The organism is Proteiniclasticum sp. (assembly GCF_032054185.1).
GTDB lineage: Bacteria > Bacillota > Clostridia > Clostridiales > Clostridiaceae > Proteiniclasticum.
This window is the reverse complement of the sequence record NZ_DAMBTF010000005.1, coordinates 16645-41885: the sequence shown is the minus strand read 5'-3', so window position 1 is coordinate 41885 and position 25241 is coordinate 16645. Positions and strand designations below refer to the sequence as shown.

The window sequence follows — 25241 nt, the reverse complement described above, 5'->3', positions numbered from 1 at the left end:
ACCGAAAGGTGGGTCCATTTTTATCAGACAAGCAAAAAACAGATTGGATATAATCAAATGTTCATATAAACCCGGGGAGCTCTATGTTAAAATAATAGTAGATGTAATTTTTTAGACTATTCACGCAGAAGAGCATGTAAGGAGAGTTATTTTATGGAGTATGTTAGACGAATCGAGGATAATGTCGAAAAAGTGATTATAGGAAAAAACAGTGTGGTCAAAAATATCCTGAAAGGTATCCTCGCAGGAGGCCATATTCTGATTGAAGATATTCCCGGAATCGGTAAAACGACACTGGTTAAGGCTCTTGCCAAGAGTCTCAATCTGTCCTACTCGAGGATCCAGTTCACACCGGATCTTCTCCCATCCGATATCCTGGGTGTTTCCATTTATAATAAGAAGGATATGAGCTTCGAGTTCCGTAAGGGTCCGATTTTTGCGAACATCGTTCTTGCAGATGAAATCAACAGAACTTCACCTAAAACTCAGGCAGCTCTTCTGGAAGTTATGGAAGAATATCAGGTATCCGAAGGAACGGAGAGCTATATGCTTCAAAGACCGTTTTTTGTCATGGCTACACAGAATCCTATAGAATATGAAGGAACGTTTAATCTTCCTGAGGCACAGCTTGATCGTTTCATGCTGAGGATCAAGATCGGGTATCCATCTATTGCAGATGAACTGACGATTCTTCGAAATTTCAGAGAAGAAATTCCTCTGGAGAAAATCGGACCTGTGGCATCTTCTGAAGATGTACTTATGCTTCAGCAGATGACAAGGCAGGTCAAGGTCTCTGATGGAATCTACAAGTATATCGTGGATATTGTCAAGGGAACAAGAGAAAGCAAGCTGTTCACCTTAGGTGCAAGTCCAAGAGCCTCTATTGCGCTCATGAGAGTGAGTCAGGCAACAGCACTCATCAGAGGCAGAAACTATGTCATACCTGAAGATGTCAAAGAAAATGCGGGAATGGTACTTGCCCATAGGCTGATACTGTCTTCCTTTGCCAGAGGCCAGGGAAACAATGCCTATGAAGCGCTTCAGGTGATGATTTCTACTGTGGAGCCCCCAAGAATGGATGGTTAGTCATGAAACTGGATTATAGGTTTGTTCTGGGATTTCTCATTTCAATCGTCCTTTACTATTCCATAGGAGGGATTGTCTTTACATCCCTCTATTTCATTTTCCTCTGCATGTTTGTCATGGCTGTGATTTCAATTGCCGTATTCTCAGTAAAAGTGTCGGGTAAACTGACTGCTATGAAAGAGCGTTATGAAGTGTTTGAAACAGCCAGACTCAATATGCAGATATTCAATGACTCACTGCTTTTTCTGGCACATGTTACAGCCATAAATGATTATTCTGAGATCGAGACAAGGAGTGTAAATGGGAGAAGCAAAGGACAGGTCATGTTCAGCTTCTATTTCCCGAAGAGAGGAATATATGAGTTCAGCCGGTTAAGTCTGGAAATAAAAGATTTCTTCAATATATTCACCATACGGAAACCTCTGATCAAAGAAAGTGTACGTGTATACCCGAAAACGAGAGTGCTGCCTCCCATGGAGTTTGAACTTGGGGTAGGCAGTGATGGAATCAAGCAGTCAAAGTCTCCACTGGAAGATCCTTATATGACGAAGGAAATGAGACGCTATAATACCGGTGACAGTCTCAAGAGGATCAACTGGAAAGTATCAGCGAAACATGATGAGCTCTACGTAAGGCTTGGGGAACAGACAAAGGGTATCGACTATCTTCTGGTCATCGATATGAATGAGGAGATCTACAAACTCGGTGGTGACGGAGAGAAGGAGGAATCTCTCATTTCTGAAGCTCTTGCGGTTTCCTATCAGCTCCTGCGGGACGGGAAGGAACATAAGGTCATCATCAACGGGCTGGAAAGAAAAGAATTCGACATGCGAAGAATGGGACACCATGAAGCACTAATAGAGTATATGGTCGACCATGACTCAGAAGGGACAAAAAGCATGGAGGATTTTATGAGCGAGAAAGCGGAAATCTTCCAGGGTGCCTCTGCAATTATTCTTTTCACAGGAAACAGAAGTCCGAACCTCACAAAAGTGGTCATGAAAATGAAAGACAGATACAATACCATAACCTGGTTTGCTGTTGAAGACGACCTGAAGACAAACCCCGATTATGAAGGAATAACCCTGAAATATATAGGTGAATAAAATGGTTCATATGAAAAACAAAATCATCCCTCTTGTCATCATATTCCTGAATATGGTTATCATGGCCATGGTCATGGAAAGTGCATATTATATCCAGGAATTTATGTATGGAAAAATCTGGATTTTTGCCCTGCTCCCGATTACAGCTGTAATGGGCTTTATCGGCATGTTCATCGGCAAAGAAATATGGTACAAGCTGGCTTTTGCATCCCTCATGGTCATCAGCCTTTATTTTCTGTATCATCAGATCCAGACTATCGACATCAGGGCGATTCCTACTGATGTGGGGCGGATCAACAGCTCCATCATGGCGGGAGAGGATATTCTCTTTGAGGATTTCCTTAATACACTGAAACTCATGATGGTCATCGGCAGCACAATTCTCAGCATTACGATTTACATCTTTCCCTATAATATGGTGATTCTGGATATGGGGCTTCTGCTCTTTCTCTGGATTGTGGACTATTACAACAATTCCTATGAATATGTACGATTTTTTGTGCCGATCTGGGCATTCAGTATTCTGTTTTATCGGACCACTCTTCTCGACCGTGAAGTCAGAGTGTTTAAAGTCAACCGAAACAGGCGTCTTTTCGAAGCGGTCATCATGACGCTGATCATAACTGTCGCATCACTTTTCATCAATATCGATGCCAAAGGGATCTACACAGATCGGCTCTGGAATTATTTCAACGGGCAGGTTGTCACCCAGTCTTCAATTAACGGAAAGATCATTGATGATCCTTTCAATATCTCCATGTCAGGATACAACAATTCGGACAGTATCCTCGGCGGGAACATCGTCATGAATGAAGAAGAAGTGTTTTTTGCCGTGGGAGACGGCCCGATTTATCTCAGAGGCAACGTAAAGACAGATTATCTTGGGGACAGATGGTCTAAGGAGTTTCAGGAATATGAGCCGGTGAGCAGTATTACCGAAGAGAAGATCAGGTATTATGAAGGTGCTGCAGGAGGCCAGGCGTTGAGTGTTCTTGAAATCAGACCCATCAGAGAAATGACATCCAATCTGTTCAGCAGTATCTATACCAGAGACATTGCATTTTCAAATAATCTTGCTCTTCTTTATTATGATCCTGAATTTGATCTGTTCACCAGCAATAAGACGGTCAACAACAACTATTTCATCACCTATTTTGATGAAGAGCAGATTTCATCTGGTCTTTCAGTGTATCAGTCACAGACCGTCAAAGGAGAAAACTACCTTACTCAGTATGGAGAGTACCTGAGCGTTTCGGAGACTGTTTCCCAGCGAACCAGAGATCTGGTGGCGGGACTTGTCAATGATTCCATGAGTGATCATGAGAAAGCTTCGGTTCTTACTGAATACCTGAAAACCTCTTATGCCTACACACTCACACCGGGAGACCTGCCTGAAGGAAGTGATTTTGTGGACCATTTCCTCTTTGAAAATCAGGTTGGGTACTGTGTTCATTTCGGCACAGCTCTTACGGTCATGCTGAGAATCGCAGGCGTTCCTGCCCGGTATGTAGAGGGGTTCAAGATGTCAGAAGAGATTCAGGATGGCAGGTATGTGGTCAGAAACAGTGATGCTCATGCCTGGACGGAAGTTCTTATTGATGATGTCAACGGTATATGGAAGATTTTTGATGCGACCGGCACACCGCGTGAACTGATCTATGATGATGAACCTGAAGAAGTGGATGAAGAAGTGGTTGAGACTCCTTCGGAAACACCTGAAGACGAGGAAAATCCGGATCCGGAAAAGCCTGGGGATGACGAAGAGGTGACTGAGGATGAAGCGGAGCAGAGAACCGGCAGGAATATCGCACTTTTTATCATCGTCATTCTGTCAGCAGGATTCGGATTGAGAATCGCCTACAGAAAATGGAAGATCGAGCGTATGATGGGAAGAGAGTCCCTGAAGCCGTACTTTATGGAAATCAATCGAGCGTTAGGCTTCATGTATTACACAAGAAAACCGGGCGAGACCTATCTTGAAATGGCAGGAAGAATGAGAGACGATGAGCTTAAAGAAGCATACACACAGCTCGTGCAAGAGGTGTACAGGGAAGAATACAGCGGGGAAAAGGGCGAATTTTCCAGAAGAAGAGAGCTATATGAAGATGTATACGATATCGTCAAAGGCTATCGTGGACCGGTTTATGCTTACTTCCATAAGTACATTTGGTAATGTGGTATGATATGTTGTGAATGAAAGATTTAAGGAGTTTATTGCATGTATAAAATGATATGTATAGATATAGATGGCACCCTGATAAGGCCTGATCAGACGATTTCAGGAAAAGTAGCCGACACGATCAGAAAAGCCAGGGAAAAAGGGGTGATCATCGCACTGAGTACGGGAAGGATGCATAGAAGTGCACTTCTTTACTCTGATGAACTGGGTCTATCAGACCCGATCATATCTTCCAATGGCGCCTATGTCAGTGAGCGGGATGGGAAGACAGTATATTATGAGGAGAATTTGAGCGGAGACGATGTTAAGGACATCCATGATGTCCTTGAACAGTTCGACACGAAAATCAACTGGTACAATCATGGAACTATGTATATTTCCGAATACAGAGACTATGTGGGACGTTATGAAGCGCTAAGCAGAACATTGCCAGAGGATAGAAGAATAAAGATCAAGTATCTCAATAAAGACTTCACACTGGATCAGCTGATCCGCGAAAATGGAAATGAAGTGCAGAAGGGAATAGTATTTCCCCGTATCGATCTGATTCCTTCCATAAAAGCCGCTCTGTCCGGAAACAGAAGGATAAAAGCGGTCAGTTCAGGACTCGACAACATCGAGTTTACTTCTCATAAGGCAGATAAGGGTCTTGGGGTTCTTGCACTGGCGAAGATCAAGGGAATTGCTCCTGAAGAGATTATTGCCATTGGAGACAGCGAGAATGATCTGCCTATGCTTAAGGTAGTGGGCATGCCGGTGGCCATGGGCAATGCCATGGACAGCCTGTTCGAAGTTGCGAAATATGTGACTGGTACTAATGTGGAAGATGGCGTGGCCACCATGATTGAAAAATTTATTCTTAGTGAGGGATGATTCATGATCAATATCGTACTATTTCGTCCTGAGATTCCTCAGAATACAGGAAACATCGGCAGAACCTGTGTACTTACAAATGCAAGACTCCACCTCATCGGACCCATGGGTTTTTCCATAAACGACAAGACGGTATCCCGTGCCGGACTCGACTACTGGAGTGAGCTGGATGTGACGCTTTACGGCAGCTATGAAGAACTGAGAGAAAAGTATAAGGACAGTAAGTTCTATTTCTCCAGCACAAAAGGAAAAAAGATTCATTCCGAGGTCGAATTTGAAGATGAAGTGTTTATTGTATTTGGACGGGAGTCGAGCGGTCTACCCGAGTATATTATGGAAGAGAACAGGGAGAATCTGTTCAGAGTACCCATGGCAGAAACCAGTACCAGAAGTCTCAATCTGTCGAATACTGTAGCCATTGTCGCTTATGAAGCATTAAGACAGCTTGGATATCCCGATATGAAATAAAAGAGCAGCGCTGAGGAATGAAGGTCTGTTTTCCGAAAAAGAACTGAAAACTGGCCTTTTTTGCGCAAAACTCTGAAAACGATATGATTAAATCACAGGATAGTAAGGAGATATGAAAAAAAACACGTACATTCAGCCTTCCGCAGAGCGATAACAGTTGTGGTTTTTCCGCAAAAAAGATATAATAAATGCAACGACGAATGTCGAACGAATTATTTGGAGGGTTTTTTAATGAAAAAAATGCTTGCGATTCTTATGTCAATCATGTTGGTTGGTATGATCTTTGTTGGTTGCGGATCCAAATCCGAGGGTGAGGGCGATGCTTCAGGTTTTGAAATCGCACTGATCACAGACAAAGGTAATATTGACGACAAGTCATTCAACCAGGGTTCATGGGAAGGTGTAGTAGAGTTTGCTGAAGCAAATGACATCACACACAAATACTATAAGCCAGAAGAAGCTTCTGATGCCGGATACCTTGCTGCAATTGACCTTGCAGTTACTGGTGGAGCTAAAGTTGTCGTAACTCCAGGATTCCTGTTTGAGGTTCCAATATACGAAGCTCAGACAAAGTATCCAGAAGTTAAGTTCATCCTTCTTGATGGCGCACCACATACAGCTGACTATGCAACTTTTGAAACTAAGACAAATGTTGCCAGCGTTATGTACTCAGAAGAACAGTCAGGTTACCTTGCTGGATATGCAGCTGTAACTGACGGCATGACAAAACTCGGATTCATGGGTGGTATGGCAGTACCAGCTGTACAGGCATTCGGATACGGTTACCTACAGGGTGCTGAAGCCGCTGCTGCAGAGCTTGGTCTTGCTGATGGCGCTGTTGAAGTGACTTACCACTACACAGGAAACTTTGAAGAGTCTGACACAAACAAGGCTACTGCAAAGACAATGTACCAGGAAGGCACAGAAGTGATATTCGCAGCCGGTGGAGCTGTTGGTAAGAGTGTTATGTCCGCTGCTTCAGAGTCAGATGCCAAGGTAATTGGTGTTGACGTTGACCAGAGATATGACAGCGAAACAGTTATCACATCCGCTACTAAGGGACTTGCAGCTTCAGTTGTTGCTGTTCTTGATTCAATCTACAAATCTGACAGCTGGGATACTTTCGGAGGAACAACTACATATTTCAACGCTGCCAATGATGGCGTTAGTCTTCCAACACAAGTTATCGGAGACGAAAAAGCTGATGCATTCGACAGATTTGAATCTTTCGACAAAGCAGCATACGATAAGGTTTTCGCTACATTAGCAGACGGAAGTGTTGAGCTTCTTAGAACAATCGAAGTTGCTGATGCTAACGGATATGCTACTGCAGAAGAACTTACATCCAAGCTTGGATTAAGCAAAGTCAAGGTTTCTGTAAGATAGTACTGGATTAATCATTCCTGACATATTGGCCTGAGCCTTATGCAAGTATGAGATTTAGAATGGGGGAAGGCGAGAGTTTTCCCCCATTTTCCAACTAAAAAAATAAAGTGATAAGAAGAGGTTAAAGTGGATAGTAATTATATTATTGAAATGGTAAATATAACAAAAGAATTCCCCGGTATTATCGCGAACGACAATATCACCCTCAACTTGAAAAGAGGAGAAGTCCATGCACTTCTAGGTGAAAACGGTGCAGGTAAATCTACACTGATGAGTGTGCTCTTTGGATTGTATCAGGCCGAAAAAGGTGAAATCAGGAAAAACGGGAAAGTTGTTAAAATCAATAACCCAAATGATGCCAATGCCTTGGGAATCGGTATGGTCCATCAGCATTTCAAGCTGGTAGAGATTTTTACTGTTCTTGAAAATATCATTCTCGGTGTGGAACCCAATACAATGGGATTCCTCCAGAAAGCGGATGCAAGGAAGAAAGTTGTTGAATTAAGTGAGAAATACGGACTGAAGGTAAATCCTGATGCAGTAATAGAAAAAATCTCCGTGGGCATGCAGCAGAGAGTTGAAATTCTCAAGATGCTCTACAGAGACAATGAAATTCTCATCTTTGACGAACCTACAGCTGTTCTTACTCCTCAGGAGATTGAAGAGCTTCTGCAGATCATGAGAGGATTTGCTGATGAAGGCAAATCGATTCTGTTTATCACCCATAAGCTCAATGAGATTATGCAGGTGGCAGACAGATGTACTGTTCTTCGCAAGGGCAGATATATCGGTACAGTCGATGTAAAGGATACCACGAAAGAACAGCTTTCCAAGATGATGGTCGGTCGTGACATCAGCTTCAGCGTCGACAAGGATGCTGCAGAACCTAAAGAAGTTGTTCTGTCGGTGAGAAATGTTACCGTGCCAAGCAAAACCCATAAAAACAATGCAGTTAAAGATGTTTCATTCGATGTAAGAGCAGGAGAAATCGTCTGCCTTGCGGGTATTGACGGTAATGGACAGACTGAGTTTGTTTCTGCGCTGACCGGTCTTGAGAAAATGACCGGCGGTACAATCCTTCTTAAAGGCAAGGATATCACAAAGTCATCCATCAGAGAACGTTCTGTTGCTGGTATGAGCCATATCCCTGAAGACAGACATAAACATGGACTGGTACTGGATTACAGTCTTGAAGAAAATCTGATTCTCCAGAGATACTGGCAGCCTGAATTTCAGAAGAACGGATTCCTGAAGTTTGATGCCATGAGAAAATATGCTGAAGGTCTGATCAAAAGATTTGATGTACGAAGCGGACAGGGTCCGATTACAGCGGTAAGAAGCATGTCCGGCGGTAATCAGCAGAAGGCGATCATCGCACGAGAAATTGACAAGAAGCACGAACTCCTCGTGGCTGTTCAACCGACAAGAGGACTTGATGTAGGGGCAATAGAATATATTCACAGACAGCTCGTTGAAAGACGAGACGCAGGTAAAGGCGTACTTCTGGTATCTCTGGAGCTCGATGAGGTTATGGATGTCAGCGACAGAATTCTCGTCATGTACGAGGGTGAAATCGTTGGAGATCTTGATCCCAAGAGCATAACAGTGGAAGAGCTGGGGCTATATATGTCAGGTGCTAAACGAAACACTGTAAAGGAGATAAACCATGCAGGATAGAAAGAGTCCAAGTAAATACAACATAAAAGACGTCATACACGGCAAGGGATTCTCCTCGTTTACGGCTGCGCTCCTCGCCATCGCTTTAGGCCTGGTGTTCGGGTTCATCGTAATGCTTGTAGCTGACCCTTCCAATGCATTCAGAGGATTCGAAAGTGTCCTGCTCGGCGGATTCAAAAGAATCGGCGATGTATTCTATTTTGCAACACCGATCCTGATGACAGGACTTGCGGTAGGATTTGCATTCAAAATGGGCCTGTTCAACATTGGAGCTTCAGGTCAATATACCATGGGTATGTATTTTGCGCTCTATGTGGGGTTCATGTGGGACCTTCCAAAAGGAATACACTGGATAGTGGCCATACTCGCCGGAATGGTGGGCGGTATGATCTGGGGTCTGATCCCTGGAATATTCAAGGCTCTGCTCAATGTAAATGAAGTCATCACATCAATCATGTTCAACTATATCGGTATGTACCTTGTCGATATGCTCATTCAGGGCAATTCCACAATGTATGTTTCATCAACAACAAGAACCAATTATCTTTCAGGAGACGTTCAGATTCCGTCCCTGGGGATTGCAGGGTCAAATGTAAACTATGGAATTGTTCTAGCTGTCATCATCGGTATCATACTATATATCGTTCTGCAGAAAACAACATTCGGTTATGAGCTTAAGGCAACAGGTTTCAATAAATTTGCTGCTGACTATGCAGGTATGAAGGGTAAGAGAAACATCATCCTGACCATGGTCATTGCGGGTGGTCTTGCCGGACTTGGTGGAGCGTTTGCGATACTTGCTCCATCAGCGATTACCGGATCAAGCATGACCTATGAACCGATCAATATCATTGCCGCCAACGGATTTAACGGTATAGCTGTTGCTCTTCTTGGAAGTGCCCATCCATTGGGTATCATATTCTCATCGGTATTCATCTCCCATATACAGAGAGGTGGAACACTGGCGAGCCTTCATGGTTACAAACCTGAGATTATTGACGTTGTTATTGCCGTCATCATCTACTTCTCAGCATTTGCCATGATCATGAATGCAGCTGCTGGTAAATTCATCAGAACACGTCTGGGCAAAAAAGAAACTGTCGCTGAGGCAAAGAGTATAGCCGACCAGAATGCGGCAGCAGACACAAAGGAGGCAAAATAATGGATACATTTTATTATCTGATTCAGAATATGCTTCCTGTTGCCATTCCGCTGCTACTGGTTGCCTTAGGGGGTATGTTCAGTGAGCGAAGTGGTGTCATCAATATCGGTCTTGAAGGTATCATGTTATTCGGTGCTTTCTTCGGTGCACTGTTTGTGTATTTTGTTCAGGACACTTCAATGAATGCTCAGACCATACTTTTACTGGGTATGATCGTAGCAGCAGTTTCAGGATTCATCTATTCACTGCTTCTTTCATTCGCGGCAGTGACCATGAAAGCGAATCAGACAATCACCGGTACATCACTTAATATGCTGATTCCCGCTGCGATCCTTCTGTTCTCGAAAATGTTTTTCAATTCAGATGGTATCACAACGAACAAGGATTTTTATATCAGAGAAGTACCTCTGCTTTCACAGATTCCTGTAATCGGACCTATGTTCTTCCAGAGAACATACCTCACTGTCTACATCGGACTGTTCCTTCTGGCTGTTGCAACCGTTGTATTCTATAAAACCAGATTCGGTCTGAGACTGAGAGCCTGCGGAGAGCATCCTCATGCTGCAGATTCAGTGGGCATCAATGTCTACAGAATGAGATATGCAGGTGTGAGCCTTTCAGGAATTCTGGGCGGTATCGGCGGATTCTTCTATTCTGTTGGAGTTATGGACGGTAATGTAAATGGGCACACAGGAGTTGCCGGTTTTGGATTCCTGGCCCTTGCGGTCATGATCTTCGGTCAGTGGAGACCACTGAGAATTTTCGGAGCAGCACTGTTCTTTGCATTTTTAAGAACACTTGCTTACTCCGTATCCCTTATCCCTTTCCTCAGCAATCTGGGAATTAACCAGACCTACTATAAGATGCTGCCTTATCTTGCAACCATGGTCGTTCTTGCATTCACATCCAAGAAGTCAAGAGCACCGAAAGCGGAAGGTATTCCTTACGATAAATCACAAAGATAAGCATCAGAATGAATAAATCAGGCCTCTCATATTTCGGTATGGGAGGTTTTTCACGTCTTTGTTCTGGAGCTTTCCTCATTATCTGGACCTTTATCCGAGAAGAGAGTAAATATCTTAAAATTTTCTTAGTTTACAGAAGGATGTTTTGAGAATCAAAGTTAATTCTGTATACTTTACCTTAATACAATACTGTTTTTCCTAGAAGGGGAGCAGGAAATGAAACTGATGATAGAGAGGTTGCATCATGGATAAGATAAAATTGGTCACAGACAGTACTTGCGATTTAACGCCCGAGCTTATAGAAAAATACAACATTCACGTCCTTCCACTGACCGTAAATATCGGTGACAAGTCCTATAAGGATGGAGAATCCATTACGTTGAGTGAGATGTACAAGGGCGTTGAGGAAGGCGGAGCTTTTCCCACAACAAGCCAGGTCAATCCACAGGAATTCCACGATGTATATAAGAAATATCTCGATGAAGGGTATAAAATTATTTCCACTCATGTCTCTTCACACCTTTCAGGAACCATCCAGTCCGCAGAGATTGCTAAGGATATGCTGGAGAGTGAGAATATCACCATCATTGATTCAAAAGGTGTGTCAGGCGTAATGTTTCTGGCGCTGGTTGAAGCCGGTGAGAATATTCATCAGGGCAGATCATTTGATGAAGTTGTTCAGGCAATCAGAAATACTGTAGATAAAGTGAAACTTCTGGTTACTTTCGATACCATGGAATATCTGGTCAAAGGTGGAAGAGTACCGAAATCAGTTGGCGCTATAGGAGGATTCCTTGGCATCAAACCGCTGATCTCTATAAAAGAAGGAAAACTCGAGATGGTCGATAAGGCCAGAGGGTCGAAAAAAGCACTGAAATCCCTTCTTGCTTTTATCGATCAGACAAAGACCAGAGAGAACTCCAGCATGGTCGTGATCAACTCTCTGGACAGCGAGACAAACAGAGCTGTCATCAATCACATAGAGTCCAAAGGCATTAAATGTTATGAAATACAGGTCGGTTGTGTACTCGGTGTACATGCCGGTCCGAAACTTGTAGGGGTATTTGCCCTATCTGCATAATCTGCAGTCATTCCTTCCACTCCAAATATATTTAAAAAGAGAGCTTAGGCTCTCTTTTTAAATATTCTCCACGGATATCTGATATTAAATTGTGCACAATCTATTTACAAGGACCTTTATTGGGTATATCATAAAGGAGAAGGGTATGGAATTAAATCAAGATCTATATTATGATTAATGTTAGAGTAATCATCGGGAGGTAATCATGTCACATATTTACGAAACCATAATACTTGGAGGGGGTCCTGCAGGGCTTTCTGCAGCACTATATGCCGGAAGAGGTAAACTGGATACACTGCTGATCGAAAAAGCGACATATGGCGGTCAGGTAGCCACGACATACGAAGTGGACAATTATCCTGGTACGGAGCTTGGCATCACTGGACCCGAACTTTCGGAGAAGATGAGAAAACAGGCAGAGGCATTCGGCACAAAATTCATCAAAGAAGATATACAGAGCGTCGATTTTGCAGATACTGTGAAGAAAGTCATTACAAATAAAGGTGAGTATCTCACAAAAACAGTAATCATTGCCACTGGAGCACAACCTAAGATGGTCGGGTTCAAGGGTGAAGAGAAGCTTCGCGGCAGAGGGGTTTCCTACTGTGCAACATGTGATGCTGATTTCTATACCGATCTTCCTATTGCCGTAATCGGCGGTGGCGACTCAGCAATTCAGGAGGCGTTATACCTCACAAAATTTGCTTCAAAGGTCACCATCATCCATAGAAGACAGGGCTTCAGAGCCGCTCAATATCTTGTGGATAAAGCGAAGGCCAATGCGAAGATTGAATTTCTGCTTGACACTGTGGTGGAAGAGGCGTTGGAAGAGAACGGAATGCTTACAGGCTTAAAAGTGAAAAATGTTCTTACAGAAGAGATCACAGATTTCATAACAGACGGTGTATTCGTATTTGTCGGATATGAGCCCATCTCAGAGATATTCAAAGGTGCCATCAATATGAACGCATTTGGAGAGATTATCACTGACGTCTATATGAGAACCAATGTTCCTGGCGTTTTCGCTGCCGGCGACATCAGGGAAACAACAATAAGACAGGTCATCACAGCAGCAGCTGATGGTGCGGTCGCAGCGGTATCCTGTGAAAAATATTTAGGTGAACACGAATAAGGTTCTTGGAGACATACAGGGGAGATAGTTCCTTTTGTATGTCTTTTTTTTCGGATTGTTTACAAAAGGATGACAAAAGTCTAAAATGTATGTGGGATAGATAATTGAGATATCCCTTGAAAATAAGGAGGAAATTATGCAAAAGATTGCGATTATAGGTGCCACAGGTATGATTGGCAGAAGAATATTAATGGAACTTTTTGAAAGAAGCTATGTGGTGACAGCCATATCGAGGAACCCGTCAGAGCTTCCCGGCAGTACACTTCTCATAGCCTGTGAAGGTAATGTCCTCAATGAAAATGTCGTTGCAGGGCATGTGCTCGGACTTGAAAATGATGTGCTGATCAGTGCTATAAATCCGGACCCCGATGATCTGGAAAGTTTTCTTACCGCTACTTTAAATCTGGTCAAAATTGCCGAGAAAGCCGGCATAAAGAAACTCATCACTGTAGGTGGTGCAGGCAGCCTCTTGCTTCCAGATGGAAGAATGCTCCTGGAAAGCGAAAACTTTCCCGAAGAATACAAAGATATTGCGATGATTCACAAGAGAGCATTGGATATCTACAAAAACCTTGAAGGTAAAAAGTTCAGCTGGATCAATGTAAGCCCCGCCGCAACCATTGCCCCTGATGAAAAGACAGGGAAATACAGAATCATGACAGATGAAAAGGTTGTTTTCGACGCGGAAGGGAAATCCTTCATCAGCGCTGAGGACTTCGCATCCGCAGTAACAGATCTCATTGAAGATGAAACGATACATAACCAGAGGGTATCTGTTACATATTAGGTAAATGAATAAAATCCTTTGATGTCACTGATAAATATCGTATAATCAAAGGAGTATATTAAATATTTACATATAACCTGTACTTATACGTAAGATGGGATTAAAGGGGGGGAGGAGAAGTTGAATAAAAAAGTACTGACTATAGTGTCAGGAATTTTGATTATCTCCATGGCTTTTAATATTTATCTCTTTACAAGAGTTGATCAGCTGAGTAAAAAGATCATCAATAATTCAAACCGGCTGCAGTATCTGGAAAGCAATATCGACAATACCATAGCTGATGTAATCAAAGATGACGGATATCTGGATTCGATCCTCGAAGATGTCAACTGGAACGTTTCAGAACTCATCAGCGAAGAGGAAAAAACAGCATTGCTTCATATCGACTTTAAGCTGCGATCCATGGATTCAACATCCAAAGTGTATGCTTCCATTGAAGCGGGAGACGAAGAGGCAGTTCTTGTAGAAGCACATCTTCTGAACGATACGACCTATACTGTTGATCGTGAAATCAACGTGCTCAAACCTGTAAGAATCGACCTTGTGGTGGAGAAATACGGCGAGAAGCGACTGGAAAATCTCGTGGATGAAGATGAGATCTACAAAACATATATTGCTGATACCGCATTCAATCTGCTTGATTTTGATTATGATTACAATCTGAGCAGTGGAACACTATCGGCAACCTATGGAGCGGAAGTCGTTTTCGCTTCTTTAAAGAACATCGATCTTGTCCGGTCTGATATTGTTGTGGAAAAGAATGGCGTACTTATTGACAAGAGGCCAATGATCATGTCTCAGGTTAAGTATCCTGATGCTGTGGTCTACGAGAATGATGTCAAAGACCATAAGCTCGAAGCCAAGGAGCTGGACAGTCTTAACTTTGCCGTTATTTTGAAGGATAAGCAGGGATTCACCTACCGTTATGATTTTGCAAGCTTTAAGTTCATGAATGGGGCTCCAGTGATGACCACAACAAGTTTACCTGAACTTACACTGAATTAAATTAAAGTTAAATCGGTCAGAAACTGTAATTGCTGAAGATGACTTGATGAGAAGATCAACGGATTGAGGTCCTGATGATCTTCTCATTTTTAATATATCTTAACAGAAATACCATGATTCTGGTTGACTGAACTATATTAGGAGGTAATGATGAAAAATACGATATTGATCCGTCCAGCGGAGGCGGAAGATGCAGAAGCGATTCTAAAGTATCTCAATCAGGCAGGAGGGGAAACGGATAATCTTCTTTTCGGAAAAGAAGGAGTACCATATACCGTTGAGCAGGAAATGGAGCTGATCAGAGAAATGAAAAGTTCTCCGATCAGCCAGATGTTCATTGCAGTGAGCAGTGATCAGGTTGCCGGTATAGCAAGCATCAGAGGATTCCGCCCTAAAAGGATTGCTCACCGGAGTGAAATCGGGCTCAGTGTGCTCAGGGAATTCTGGGGACTGGGCATTGGTTCAGCGTTGCTGACTGAAATGATTTCTTTTGCCAGATCTAGTGATGTTGAAATCATCTCTCTTGAAGTGAAATCCGATAATGAGAGGGCGATCAGGCTTTACGAAAAATTCGGATTTGAAAAGTTTGGCACATACCAGAAGTTTTTCAAAATCAATGGTCAGTATCATGATGCCGAGTACATGAATCTTTATCTTAAAAAATAACCTTACGTTTTACATTTACCTGATGTCAAACGAAACTGAAGTATAAATTTCAGAATGTTTTCAAAGCTGAATCCAGCATTCCATAAATGAAAAGGGTTCAAGTTCATGAACAATGAAAACACAGTTAATGTTATTGATTTAACAAATGATTGCTGATATACTCCCAATTGCTGAACAAAAGATGGGAGGAAAATGAAATGAAAAAAATGGTAAGAGGGTTATCGATGATTCTGGTTCTGATGCTGTCACTAGGTGCCATAGGATGCGGTACTAGGAAAGATGCGGAAGCAGAGAGTACAGGGACATTAACGGCAGGTACATATACCGCAGAAGAGAAAGGACATAATGGTCCAATAGCTGTTACGGTAACCGTAAGTACAGAGAAAATAGAGAAAATAGAAGTTGAGGCTAAGGATGAAACACCCGCAATAGCAGAGAAAGCAATTGAAAGTGTTGTGGAAAAAATACTCTCAAGCCAGGGGCTTGGTGTTGATGCGGTTTCAGGTGCAACGGTGTCAACTGAAGCACTGCTTAGAGCTGTCACGGCTGCTCTAGAAAAGGCTGGTGCGGATGTGGAAGCACTTAAGAATGTAAAAGCGGAAGAGATTGAGATCGAAGTGAAAGACAGAGAAGCGGATATCGTCATTATTGGTGCCGGTGGAGCAGGTATGAGTGCAGCGGTGGAAGCTGCGAGCTTAGGAAAATCTGTCATCATCGTCGAGAAAATGCCTATAGTGGGTGGAAACACCAATCGTGCAACGGGTGGTATAAACGCTGCAGAAACCTTCATCCAGGAACAGGAAGGGATCAAAGATACCGTGGAGACATTCTATGAGGATACCTTCAAAGGTGGTAAGGAAGAAAATGATCCTGAACTTCTGAGTGTTCTTGTGGAAAACTCTGCTGAAGCAGTGGACTGGCTGAATGAATTAGGTGCCGGGCTGACAAGAGTTTCCCTTTCCGGAGGAGCGACCAATCCAAGAATACATACCCCTGCAGATGGTTCAGCAGTGGGACCTGTTGTGGTCAAAGTTCTTCAGGAGAAGCTGGAAGAACTTGGTGTAGAGATTCTTATGGAAACCACGGCCACAAAAATACTTGAAGAAAACGGAAAGGCTGCAGGAATTGAAGCCAGCAATGCACAGGGAAAAACTTTTAGAATTGATGCAAAAGCGGTCATCATAGCTGCTGGCGGATTTGGCGCCAACAGTGAAATGGTTGAAACGTTCAGGACCGATCTTGTCGGTTTCTCGACGACGAACCACTCCGGGGCTACAGGAGATGGAATTGAACTTGGTCAGGAAGCCGGTGCGGCTCTTGATGATATAGAGCAGATACAGATTCATCCAACAACTGATCCTGAATCAGGATACATGTTCACTGAAGGTCTGCGTGGAGATGGAGCTGTTCTTCTTAATGCGGAAGGAAAAAGATTTACAGATGAACTTCTGACTCGAGATGTGGTTTCTGCAAATATTCTCAAGCAGAAAGACGGAATCGCATATCTTGTGACCAATGAGGAAATGAGAGCTGAGAATGCCGCATTGGCAGGATATGTCACCAAGGAATATGCAGTGAAATATGAAACCCTTGAAGAAGTGGCGAAAGCCATAGGAGCAGAAGAGGCTGCAGTTATTGAGACCATGGCAAAATATAAAGAATCAGTAACAAGCGGTACTGACGTGGAGTTTGGAAGAACCCATCTCGAAAAGACACTGGAAGAGGGGCCATACTACATCCTCAAGGTCACCCCTGGCATACATCACACCATGGGTGGACTAAAAATCGATACACAGACCCATGTGATCAATGTTGAGGGCAAGATCATTGAAGGCCTCTATGCGGCGGGTGAGGTCACAGGCGGAATTCACGGAGCAAATCGAATAGGCGGAAATGCCGTTACAGATATCGTCGTATTTGGAAGAATTGCAGGCAAAGCTGCAGCTGATGAAATGAAATGAAATAATCGCACATAGCACACATAGAAAGAAGACATCCTGAAAAATTCTCAGGATGTCTTCTTTCTTCTGTATCAAATCCTTTATTGCCTCTCTTCAAGTTCAGCTGCAAAAAGCAGGAGAAAGATAGAGACAATCCTCTAGTATTCCCTGTTCAGATACCACCAGTGTCTTGCTCCAGACTGTATGAATGATTTCAGTTCAGGAGGACCATCAGATCCAACTTCATAGCATCTGAGGTAGGATGACTTGCTGCCTTTTACGCTGCTGATGATGGAATCGACATATTTCCAGGTGAGCTGAAGCTCATCCCAACGGGTAAATAGGGTGGAGTCGCCGTTTATGGCGTCAAGGATCAGTTTTTCATAGGAATCGGGAGAGTTGAACAGATACAGACAGCTCTGGCAGTAATCCATCTCCACCATGGCCATCTTATCGATCACCCCAGGCTGCTTGACGTTGAGATGAAGGGTAATACCTTCGTCAGGCTGAATCTTGATTTCCAGTATATTCGGTTCTGAATTTGCGCCGTAATGATAACGGCTGCTGTTCTTGAATTCGATGGTGATCTGAGCAGTCTTGTTTTTCAGGGCTTTCCCTGTCAGAAGATAAAAGGGTACGCCCTCCCATCTTTTATTGTCGATGTATACTTTGGTCGCCACAAGTGTTTCAGTTGTGGAATCCTCATCAACTTTGTCTTCCTTCTGATATCCGCTATACTGACCAAGAATCAGTTTTTCTTCCAGGTGCTCATCAGTGAATTCTCTAAGTGCTTTAAAAACCTTAACCTTCTCGTTTCTCACATCATCGGCATCCAAAGTCTTTGGGGGCTCCATAGCGGTAATGGCCAGAAGCTGCAGGAGATGATTCTGGACCATATCTCTTAATGCACCTGTATCATCGTAGTAACCGCCTCTGGTTCCGACACCTTCCTTCTCCAGTACGGTAATCTGAACACTGTTGATATGGGTTCTGTTCCAGATGGACTCGAAGATTGCGTTCTGGAAACGGAGCATATTGATATTCTGGATCATCTCTTTTGCGACATAATGATCGATTCGATAAATGTCTTTTTCGTCAAATACTTTTGATATCGCCGCATTAAGCTTTGTCGCACTTTCAAGATCCTGTCCGAAGGGTTTTTCGATAATCAGTCTCTGCCAGTTTGATTTCTTCTTTCGGATCCTGCTGGTTTTAAGATTTTCAACAATCTCCGTGAAGTAGTCAGGCGATACAGCGAGATAGAACATATAATTGTCAAGAACTCCGTCCTGGTCTCTATCATCCAGTTCTTTATGCAGTCTCTCATAATCCTTCTCGTTATTAAAATCCAGCCTGAAGTAGGTGATCATTCTGCTGAACGTGTCAAAGCTCTCATCATCCAGATTTCTGGTTGAAAAACGCTTTGTTGAAGCAAGCAGATCGCTTCGGTATTCTTCTGTGGTCTTATCGCGTCTTCCGATGGAAATCAGCGAAAAGTCTTCTGGCAGGTATTTATTGATGTAGAGCTGATATAGAGCAGGGATGAGCTTTCTGTGAGTCAGATCTCCTGTGCCCCCGAAAATGACCATAGTGGTCCTGGTTTTTATGTCAGTAGACGCTTTGTCTTTTTTCATTCCGATGACCTCCAAGTGTATCATTGAAATCAGAATAGATTTCGTACAATTCCAATGACTTATTATATCACAGCGGATGTGCACAGATGTTAAGAAAATTTGAAGTCAGGAAGGAGGGTGGGACGGGAAGAGTAGAACAGAGAAAGGAATTGATTGTCATGGAAATCTCAATACCTGTTGAAATACAACAAATTAACACAATGCAAGGATAGTTAATGATTTGTTTACACGATTACCCTCTTTTTTTCTATAAATCTATTTTAAAATAGTGATACATGGAGTATAATGTTCATGTGGGACATAATTGGATATGGTGGGACAAAATCGTCAAGGGGTGAATCAGTTGAATAGTTTTTTAAAGATACAGCAGAAAATTATTCCTGAAGCGACTGCACTTCTTGAAAGAAGATATAACCTTCTTCGAACCATCTTTAATCATCAGCCCATCGGCCGAAGAACCCTATCGCAGAAGCTTGAACTGGGAGAAAGGATCGTCCGTGGTGACCTAGATTTTTTTAAGTCCATGAAGTTCATTGATGTATCGATTCCAGGAGTAAGTCTGACCGAACAGGGAATCGAAATGCTCAATCATCTGAGAGCTCTGGTATCTGAAATCAAAGGGCTTGATGAAATGGAAGCTACACTGAAAAGAGAACTGGGCTACAAAAAGATTATCGTGGTGCCAGGTGACTCGGATAAGGATCCCAATGTCAAAAGAGAACTTGGGAACGTGGCTGCTCTATATCTTTCCAGTGTCATTCGTCACAAAGACATTATTGCCCTTACCGGAGGAAGCACCATCAAAGAAATGGTGAACAGTTTCCCGAGGATGGACTTTCGGGAAAACCTGATTGTACCTGCGAGAGGCAGTTTAGGACGGATCATCGATATTCAGTCAAACAATATTGTGGCGGCTTTAGCTGAAAAGGTTGGTGCAAGCTACAAACTCCTGAATGTTCCGGACAATCTGAGCAGCGAGACATTGGAAGTGCTTCTGAAAGAGAAGGAAATCAAGGAAGTTGTGGATCTCATCAAGAAAGCGCAGATTCTCGTACTGGGTATCGGACGTGCAGACAAAATGGCCTTAAGAAGAGGACTCTCGGAAAATGAAATCGAGAGACTTATTGAAGATGGAGCTGTCGGCGAAGCTTTCGGAATCTATTTCGGCAAGAAAGGCAAAAACATCAAAAAGATCAATTCAGTCGGAATCACATTGGATGACTTCAGGAACGTGCAGCATCTCATTGCTGTGACCGGAGGATCATCAAAAGCCGAAGCGATTGAAGCGGTCAGACTGAACACACAGAATGCTGTACTCATCACCGATGAAGGGGCAGCAAGAAAAATTGTAGCGATATTAAAATCTCAATATAATGAGTTTTAAATAAATAAACATATTTAGGAGGAGATTCAACAATGGCAGAAGTTTTAGTTGGAGTAAATGGTTTTGGTAGAATAGGCAGACTTGCATTCAGGGCAGCCCTGGAAAACCCAGAAGTAAGAGTGGTAGGTGTCAATGACCCGTTCATCGATCTTGACTACATGGTATACATGATCAGATACGACTCAGTACACGGTAAGTTCGAAGGTGAAATCGAAATCGACGAAGCAAACCACAGCCTGATCGTCAATGGCGAAAAAATCAGAGTATTCTCAGAGATGCAGGCAGGAGACATCGACTGGAAGAGCGTTGGTGCTGAATACATTCTTGAATGTACAGGAATCAACACTACAAAGGAAAAGGCTGAAGCTCACTTAAAGGGCGGAGCAAAGAAAGTCATCATTTCCGCACCATCAGCAGACGCTCCAATGTTTGTTATGGGTGTAAACCAGGACAAGTATACAACTGACATGACCGTTATTTCAAACGCTTCATGTACAACAAACTGTTTAGCACCACTTGCAAAGGTAATCAACGACAAGTTCGGTATAGTTGAAGGACTTATGACTACAGTTCACTCAACAACAGCTACACAGAAGACAGTTGACGGACCTTCAAAGAAAGACTGGAGAGGCGGAAGAGCTGCAGCTGCAAACATCATCCCTTCATCCACAGGAGCTGCAAAGGCAGTAGGTAAGGTTATTCCAGAACTTAATGGAAAGCTGACAGGTATGTCCTTCAGAGTTCCTACAATCAACGTATCAGTAGTTGACCTTACAGTAAGACTTGAAAAGCCTGCTACTTACGAAGAAATAAAGGCTGCTGTTAAGCATGCTTCAGAGAACGAACTTAAGGGTATTCTTGGTTACACAGAAGATGCTGTTGTTTCAACAGACTTCATCCATGATCCAAGAACAAGCATATTTGATGCAGATGCCGGAATTTCACTGAATGACAACTTTGTCAAGCTGGTTTCCTGGTATGACAACGAATGGGGTTATTCCAACAAGCTGGTTGACCTTGTAGCATATGTTGCCAAGGAAGATGCCAAGTAACATTTAACACTATAAAGGTCTGGTCTTATAGTCTTGGCTATGTGGCCAGACCTTTTCAAGGTATGAATAAAATAGAGGTGAATAATTAATGAGTTATAATAAAAAGACCATAGAAGACATCAACGTTTCTGGAAAGAAAGTACTTGTCAGATGTGATTTCAATGTTCCACTTCAGGAAGGCAGAATCACTGATGAAAACAGACTTCTAGGTGCACTTCCAACAATTGAATACCTGATGAAAAATGGTGGAAGAGTGATACTTTGTTCCCACCTTGGAAAGCCGAAGGGACCAGATGCGAAATTCTCCCTTGAACCAGTTGCCAGAAGACTTTCAGAACTTCTGAACAAAGAAGTGATTTTTGCAGCTGATGATACAGTTGTCGGAGAAAACTCAAGAAAAGCTGTCAGCGAAATGAAAGACGGAGATGTCGTCCTTCTTGAGAACACAAGGTTCAGACTGGAAGAGACAAAGAACGGAGAAGCTTTCTCCAAGGAACTTGCCGAACTTGCCGACATCTATGTCAATGATGCATTCGGTACAGCGCACAGAGCGCATTCTTCAACAGAAGGCGTAACAGCATTCCTGGATACTGCGGTTGCAGGTTATCTCATCAACAAGGAGCTCAAGTTCCTGGGTGAAGCGGTAAACAATCCAGAAAGACCATTCGTTGCGATTCTTGGTGGAGCAAAAGTTTCCGACAAGATCAACGTCATCAATGCGCTCCTCGATAAGGTGGATACACTGATTATCGGTGGTGGTATGAGCTATACATTCTTAAGTGCACAGGGTTATTCTGTAGGGAATTCCCTGCTTGAAGTAGATAAGATGGATTATGCTCTTCAGATGATCGAAAAAGCGAAAGAAAGCGGAGTGAACCTCCTTCTTCCAGTAGACAATATTGTAGGGGATAAGTTCAGTGCAGACGCTGAACCTGTCGTAACAGAAGATGAAAACATCAAAGACGGATATATGGGGCTTGATATCGGACCTAAGACTGCCAAGCTTTATGCCGATGCAATCAGAGGTGCAAAGACTGTAATCTGGAACGGACCGATGGGTGTGTTCGAATTTGAAAACTTTGCCAAGGGAACCATAAGCGTTGCAGAGGCAATGGCTGAATCCGATGCGACTACCGTAATCGGTGGCGGAGATTCTGCAGCAGCTGTAAATATACTCGGATTTGGTGACAAAATGACCCATATTTCAACTGGTGGGGGCGCTTCACTGGAATTCCTTGAGGGAAAAGTCCTTCCTGGAATTGCTGCATTAAACAACAAATAGGAGGAATACACATGCGTAAACCAATCATCGCAGGAAACTGGAAGATGCATTATACTGTAGAAGAGGCAGTGAAGACTGCAAATGAGCTTAAGGGTCTTGTAAAAGATGCCGAAGCTGACGTCGTCATCTGCGCACCTTACATCCAGCTTCCCGCTCTTGTCAAAGAACTGGAAGGAACCAATGTAAAAGTCGGTGCACAGAATATGCACTTTGAAGAAAAGGGTGCATTCACAGGAGAAATTTCTCCTGAAATGCTCACATCACTTGGTGTGGAATACGTCATCATCGGTCATTCAGAGAGAAGACAATATTTCAATGAAACAGATGAGACAGTCAATAAAAAGCTTAAAGCGGCATATCGTCATGGCCTGATTCCTATCCTATGCGTAGGAGAATCTCTGGAAGACAGAGAAGCCGGCACGACGAAGTCAGTGATCGAAAATCAGATCAATAAAGCTTTCCTCGACATCAATGATGATGAAGCACAGAGAACAGTAATCGCATATGAGCCAATCTGGGCTATCGGTACAGGTAAGACTGCTACCAGTGAACAGGCTAATGAAACCATCTCAGATATCAGAAACATGATCAGCACACTTTATGGAGCAGGAATTGCTGCATCTGTTCGTATTCAGTACGGCGGATCCGTAAAACCTGATACCATCAAAGAACAGATGGGGATGTCTGATATCGATGGAGCGCTTGTCGGCGGAGCAAGCCTCAAAGCAGAGGATTTCTCAAAGATCGTCAAGTTCTGATAACGAAAAAATGCTTCCGAAATACTGAGTCAAGACTCGGTATGAATTTAACAGACAAACTGGAGGAATATTCATGAAAAAACCTGTAATGCTGATGATCCTTGACGGATTCGGCTTAACAGACAATGAGCTTGGCAATGCCGTCAAGGCAGCCCACAAGCCGAATTTTGACTACTACTGGGAAAATTATCCACATACGACGATTGAAGCTTCAGGCCTCGCTGTAGGGCTGCCTGCGGGTCAGATGGGGAATTCAGAAGTCGGTCATATGAACATCGGTGCTGGAAGAGTCATTTTCCAGGAACTGACAAAAATTACCCATGAGATAGAAACAGGAAATTTCTTCTCTAACGAAAACCTGAACCTGGCAGTGGATAATGCTCTGTCAACAGGTGGAGATCTGCACCTTCTTGGACTGCTGTCCGACGGCGGTGTACATTCTCATATAGACCATATCAAAGCACTGGTAAAACTGGCCAAAGACAAGGGTCTTAATCGTATTTACGTTCATGGATTCATGGATGGAAGAGACGTATCCCCTACATCAGGTATCGGATTTGTCAGAGAACTGGAAGCGTATTTTGCTGAGATCGGTGCAGGAAAGATCGCATCTCTTAGTGGAAGATACTATGCCATGGACAGAGACAACAGATGGGAAAGAATTGAAAAGGCTTATAATGTTCTTGTTCGCGGACAGGGAGAATATAAGGCATCTGCAGCTGAATGCATGGAAGATACCTACAAGCTGGGCATCACCGACGAATTTGTCCTACCTACAGTAATTGGAGCACCTGGTGCACCAACGGCGACAATCAAAAGCGGAGACAGTGTCATTTTCTATAACTTCAGACCTGACCGCGGAAGAGAAATGACAAGAGCGCTAAATGATAAGGTGTTCAAGGGATTTGAAAGAGAAAATCTGGATCTTACCTATGTAACACTTACCCAGTATGACAACACACTTGAAAATGTACATGTAGGCTACTATCCTCTTGATTTCAACAACACTCTTGGAAAATATGTGGCAGATAAGGGAATCAGGCAGCTGAGAATTGCTGAAACAGAAAAATATGCCCATGTCACATTCTTCTTCAACGGTGGAGTCGAAGTGCCAAACGTAGGTGAGGAAAGAATCCTTGTTGCATCTCCTAAGGTAGCAACATATGATCTTAAGCCTGAAATGAGTGCTGGAGGCATCACTGAAAAAGTGGTTGAAGCCATGGACAAAGAAGACTACGGTCTGATCATACTGAATTATGCGAATCCGGATATGGTCGGACATACCGGAATCATGGAAGCCGTTGTCAATGCACTGGAAAATGTAGATACCTACATGAAGAGAGTCATCGACAAAGTGCTTGAGAAAGACGGAACAGTATTCATCACAGCTGACCACGGTAATGCAGAGCAGCTGATCGATTACGTTACAGGCGGTCCTATGACTGCGCATACCACAAACCCTGTACCGCTCATCTATGTGACCAACAATCCTGAGAAAAAGCTGAAAGATGGCGGAAAACTTGCGGATCTGGCACCGACCATGCTGGAAGAGATGGGTATCGGAATCCCTGAAGAAATGACTGGAAACTCCCTGCTTAGTTAATCAAATCAAAAATAT

General features: G+C 43.1%; 22 protein-coding genes. 21 read left to right on the top strand and 1 reads right to left on the bottom strand.

From position 1 onward, the window contains the following. The first annotated feature begins 153 nt into the window (after positions 1–153). The 15 genes from RTX25_RS03945 to RTX25_RS03875 all read left to right on the top strand — a co-directional run bounded on the left by RTX25_RS03945 (position 154) and on the right by RTX25_RS03875 (position 17534). Positions 154–1086: a MoxR family ATPase gene (locus RTX25_RS03945; protein ID WP_312650778.1), complete on the top strand. Its 933-nt coding sequence runs from the start codon at positions 154–156 to the stop codon at positions 1084–1086. Between the two features lie 2 nt (positions 1087–1088). Continuing rightward, positions 1089–2192: a DUF58 domain-containing protein gene (locus RTX25_RS03940; RefSeq protein ID WP_312650775.1), complete on the top strand. Its 1104-nt coding sequence runs from the start codon at positions 1089–1091 to the stop codon at positions 2190–2192. 1 nt (position 2193) lies between these two features. Continuing rightward, positions 2194–4365 (top strand): transglutaminase-like domain-containing protein, encoded by a 2172-nt coding sequence (locus RTX25_RS03935; RefSeq protein WP_312650773.1) that lies wholly within the window; start codon positions 2194–2196, stop codon positions 4363–4365. Between the two features lie 45 nt (positions 4366–4410). Beyond that, positions 4411–5244 carry a Cof-type HAD-IIB family hydrolase gene (locus RTX25_RS03930; RefSeq protein ID WP_312650772.1) on the top strand — a complete coding sequence of 278 codons (834 nt, stop codon included), beginning with the start codon at positions 4411–4413 and terminating at the stop codon, positions 5242–5244. Positions 5245–5247: 3 nt separating this feature from the next. Continuing rightward, on the top strand, positions 5248–5712 hold the full coding sequence (locus tag RTX25_RS03925) for a tRNA (cytidine(34)-2'-O)-methyltransferase (protein WP_312650769.1): 465 nt from the start codon (positions 5248–5250) through the stop codon (positions 5710–5712). A 231-nt stretch (positions 5713–5943) separates the two neighbouring features. Then, entirely contained in the window at positions 5944–7098 is a 1155-nt protein-coding gene (locus tag RTX25_RS03920) for a BMP family ABC transporter substrate-binding protein (RefSeq protein ID WP_312650767.1), read from the top strand. A 150-nt stretch (positions 7099–7248) separates the two neighbouring features. Beyond that, positions 7249–8775 carry an ABC transporter ATP-binding protein gene (locus RTX25_RS03915; protein WP_312650973.1) on the top strand — a complete coding sequence of 509 codons (1527 nt, stop codon included), beginning with the start codon at positions 7249–7251 and terminating at the stop codon, positions 8773–8775. Continuing rightward, entirely contained in the window at positions 8765–9937 is a 1173-nt protein-coding gene (locus RTX25_RS03910; RefSeq protein ID WP_312650764.1) for an ABC transporter permease, read from the top strand. The genes RTX25_RS03915 and RTX25_RS03910 overlap by 11 nt, the downstream gene beginning before the upstream one ends. Beyond that, the gene (locus RTX25_RS03905; RefSeq protein WP_312650762.1) at positions 9937–10902 is read left to right on the top strand and encodes an ABC transporter permease; all 966 of its coding nucleotides are present in this window, start codon (positions 9937–9939) and stop codon (positions 10900–10902) included. Before RTX25_RS03910 ends, RTX25_RS03905 begins: the two co-directional genes overlap by 1 nt. Before the next feature lie 244 nt (positions 10903–11146). Beyond that, positions 11147–11983 (top strand): DegV family protein, encoded by an 837-nt coding sequence (locus RTX25_RS03900; protein ID WP_312650760.1) that lies wholly within the window; start codon positions 11147–11149, stop codon positions 11981–11983. Positions 11984–12188: 205 nt separating this feature from the next. After that, the gene (gene trxB, locus RTX25_RS03895) at positions 12189–13115 is read left to right on the top strand and encodes a thioredoxin-disulfide reductase (RefSeq protein ID WP_312650759.1); all 927 of its coding nucleotides are present in this window, start codon (positions 12189–12191) and stop codon (positions 13113–13115) included. A gap of 136 nt (positions 13116–13251) precedes the next feature. Further along, on the top strand, positions 13252–13902 hold the full coding sequence (locus tag RTX25_RS03890) for an NAD(P)H-binding protein (protein ID WP_312650757.1): 651 nt from the start codon (positions 13252–13254) through the stop codon (positions 13900–13902). Between the two features lie 120 nt (positions 13903–14022). Then, positions 14023–14907, top strand: coding sequence for a hypothetical protein (locus RTX25_RS03885; protein ID WP_312650756.1), 885 nt, complete (start codon positions 14023–14025; stop codon positions 14905–14907). 150 nt (positions 14908–15057) lie between these two features. Beyond that, entirely contained in the window at positions 15058–15573 is a 516-nt protein-coding gene (locus RTX25_RS03880; protein ID WP_312650754.1) for a GNAT family N-acetyltransferase, read from the top strand. Between the two features lie 197 nt (positions 15574–15770). Beyond that, entirely contained in the window at positions 15771–17534 is a 1764-nt protein-coding gene (locus RTX25_RS03875) for a flavocytochrome c (protein WP_312650751.1), read from the top strand. A gap of 137 nt (positions 17535–17671) precedes the next feature. On the opposite strand, the gene zwf is transcribed toward RTX25_RS03875, so the two are convergent. Then, positions 17672–19147, bottom strand: a complete 1476-nt coding sequence (zwf, locus tag RTX25_RS03870; protein WP_312650748.1) for a glucose-6-phosphate dehydrogenase — start codon at positions 19145–19147, stop codon at positions 17672–17674. Positions 19148–19233: 86 nt separating this feature from the next. Between zwf and RTX25_RS03865 the strand changes: the two genes are divergently transcribed. From RTX25_RS03865 to gpmI, 6 genes are all read left to right on the top strand, one after another. After that, positions 19234–19359 carry a hypothetical protein gene (locus RTX25_RS03865; protein WP_312650745.1) on the top strand — a complete coding sequence of 42 codons (126 nt, stop codon included), beginning with the start codon at positions 19234–19236 and terminating at the stop codon, positions 19357–19359. A 131-nt stretch (positions 19360–19490) separates the two neighbouring features. Then, on the top strand, positions 19491–20531 hold the full coding sequence (locus RTX25_RS03860; RefSeq protein ID WP_312650743.1) for a sugar-binding domain-containing protein: 1041 nt from the start codon (positions 19491–19493) through the stop codon (positions 20529–20531). 32 nt (positions 20532–20563) lie between these two features. Beyond that, positions 20564–21583 (top strand): type I glyceraldehyde-3-phosphate dehydrogenase, encoded by a 1020-nt coding sequence (gap, locus tag RTX25_RS03855; RefSeq protein ID WP_312650741.1) that lies wholly within the window; start codon positions 20564–20566, stop codon positions 21581–21583. A gap of 88 nt (positions 21584–21671) precedes the next feature. Then, positions 21672–22865 (top strand): phosphoglycerate kinase, encoded by a 1194-nt coding sequence (locus tag RTX25_RS03850; protein ID WP_312650738.1) that lies wholly within the window; start codon positions 21672–21674, stop codon positions 22863–22865. Between the two features lie 11 nt (positions 22866–22876). After that, positions 22877–23623 (top strand): triose-phosphate isomerase, encoded by a 747-nt coding sequence (tpiA, locus tag RTX25_RS03845; RefSeq protein ID WP_312650736.1) that lies wholly within the window; start codon positions 22877–22879, stop codon positions 23621–23623. Positions 23624–23696: 73 nt separating this feature from the next. Next, positions 23697–25226: a 2,3-bisphosphoglycerate-independent phosphoglycerate mutase gene (gene gpmI, locus RTX25_RS03840; protein ID WP_312650733.1), complete on the top strand. Its 1530-nt coding sequence runs from the start codon at positions 23697–23699 to the stop codon at positions 25224–25226. Positions 25227–25241: the final 15 nt, after the last annotated feature.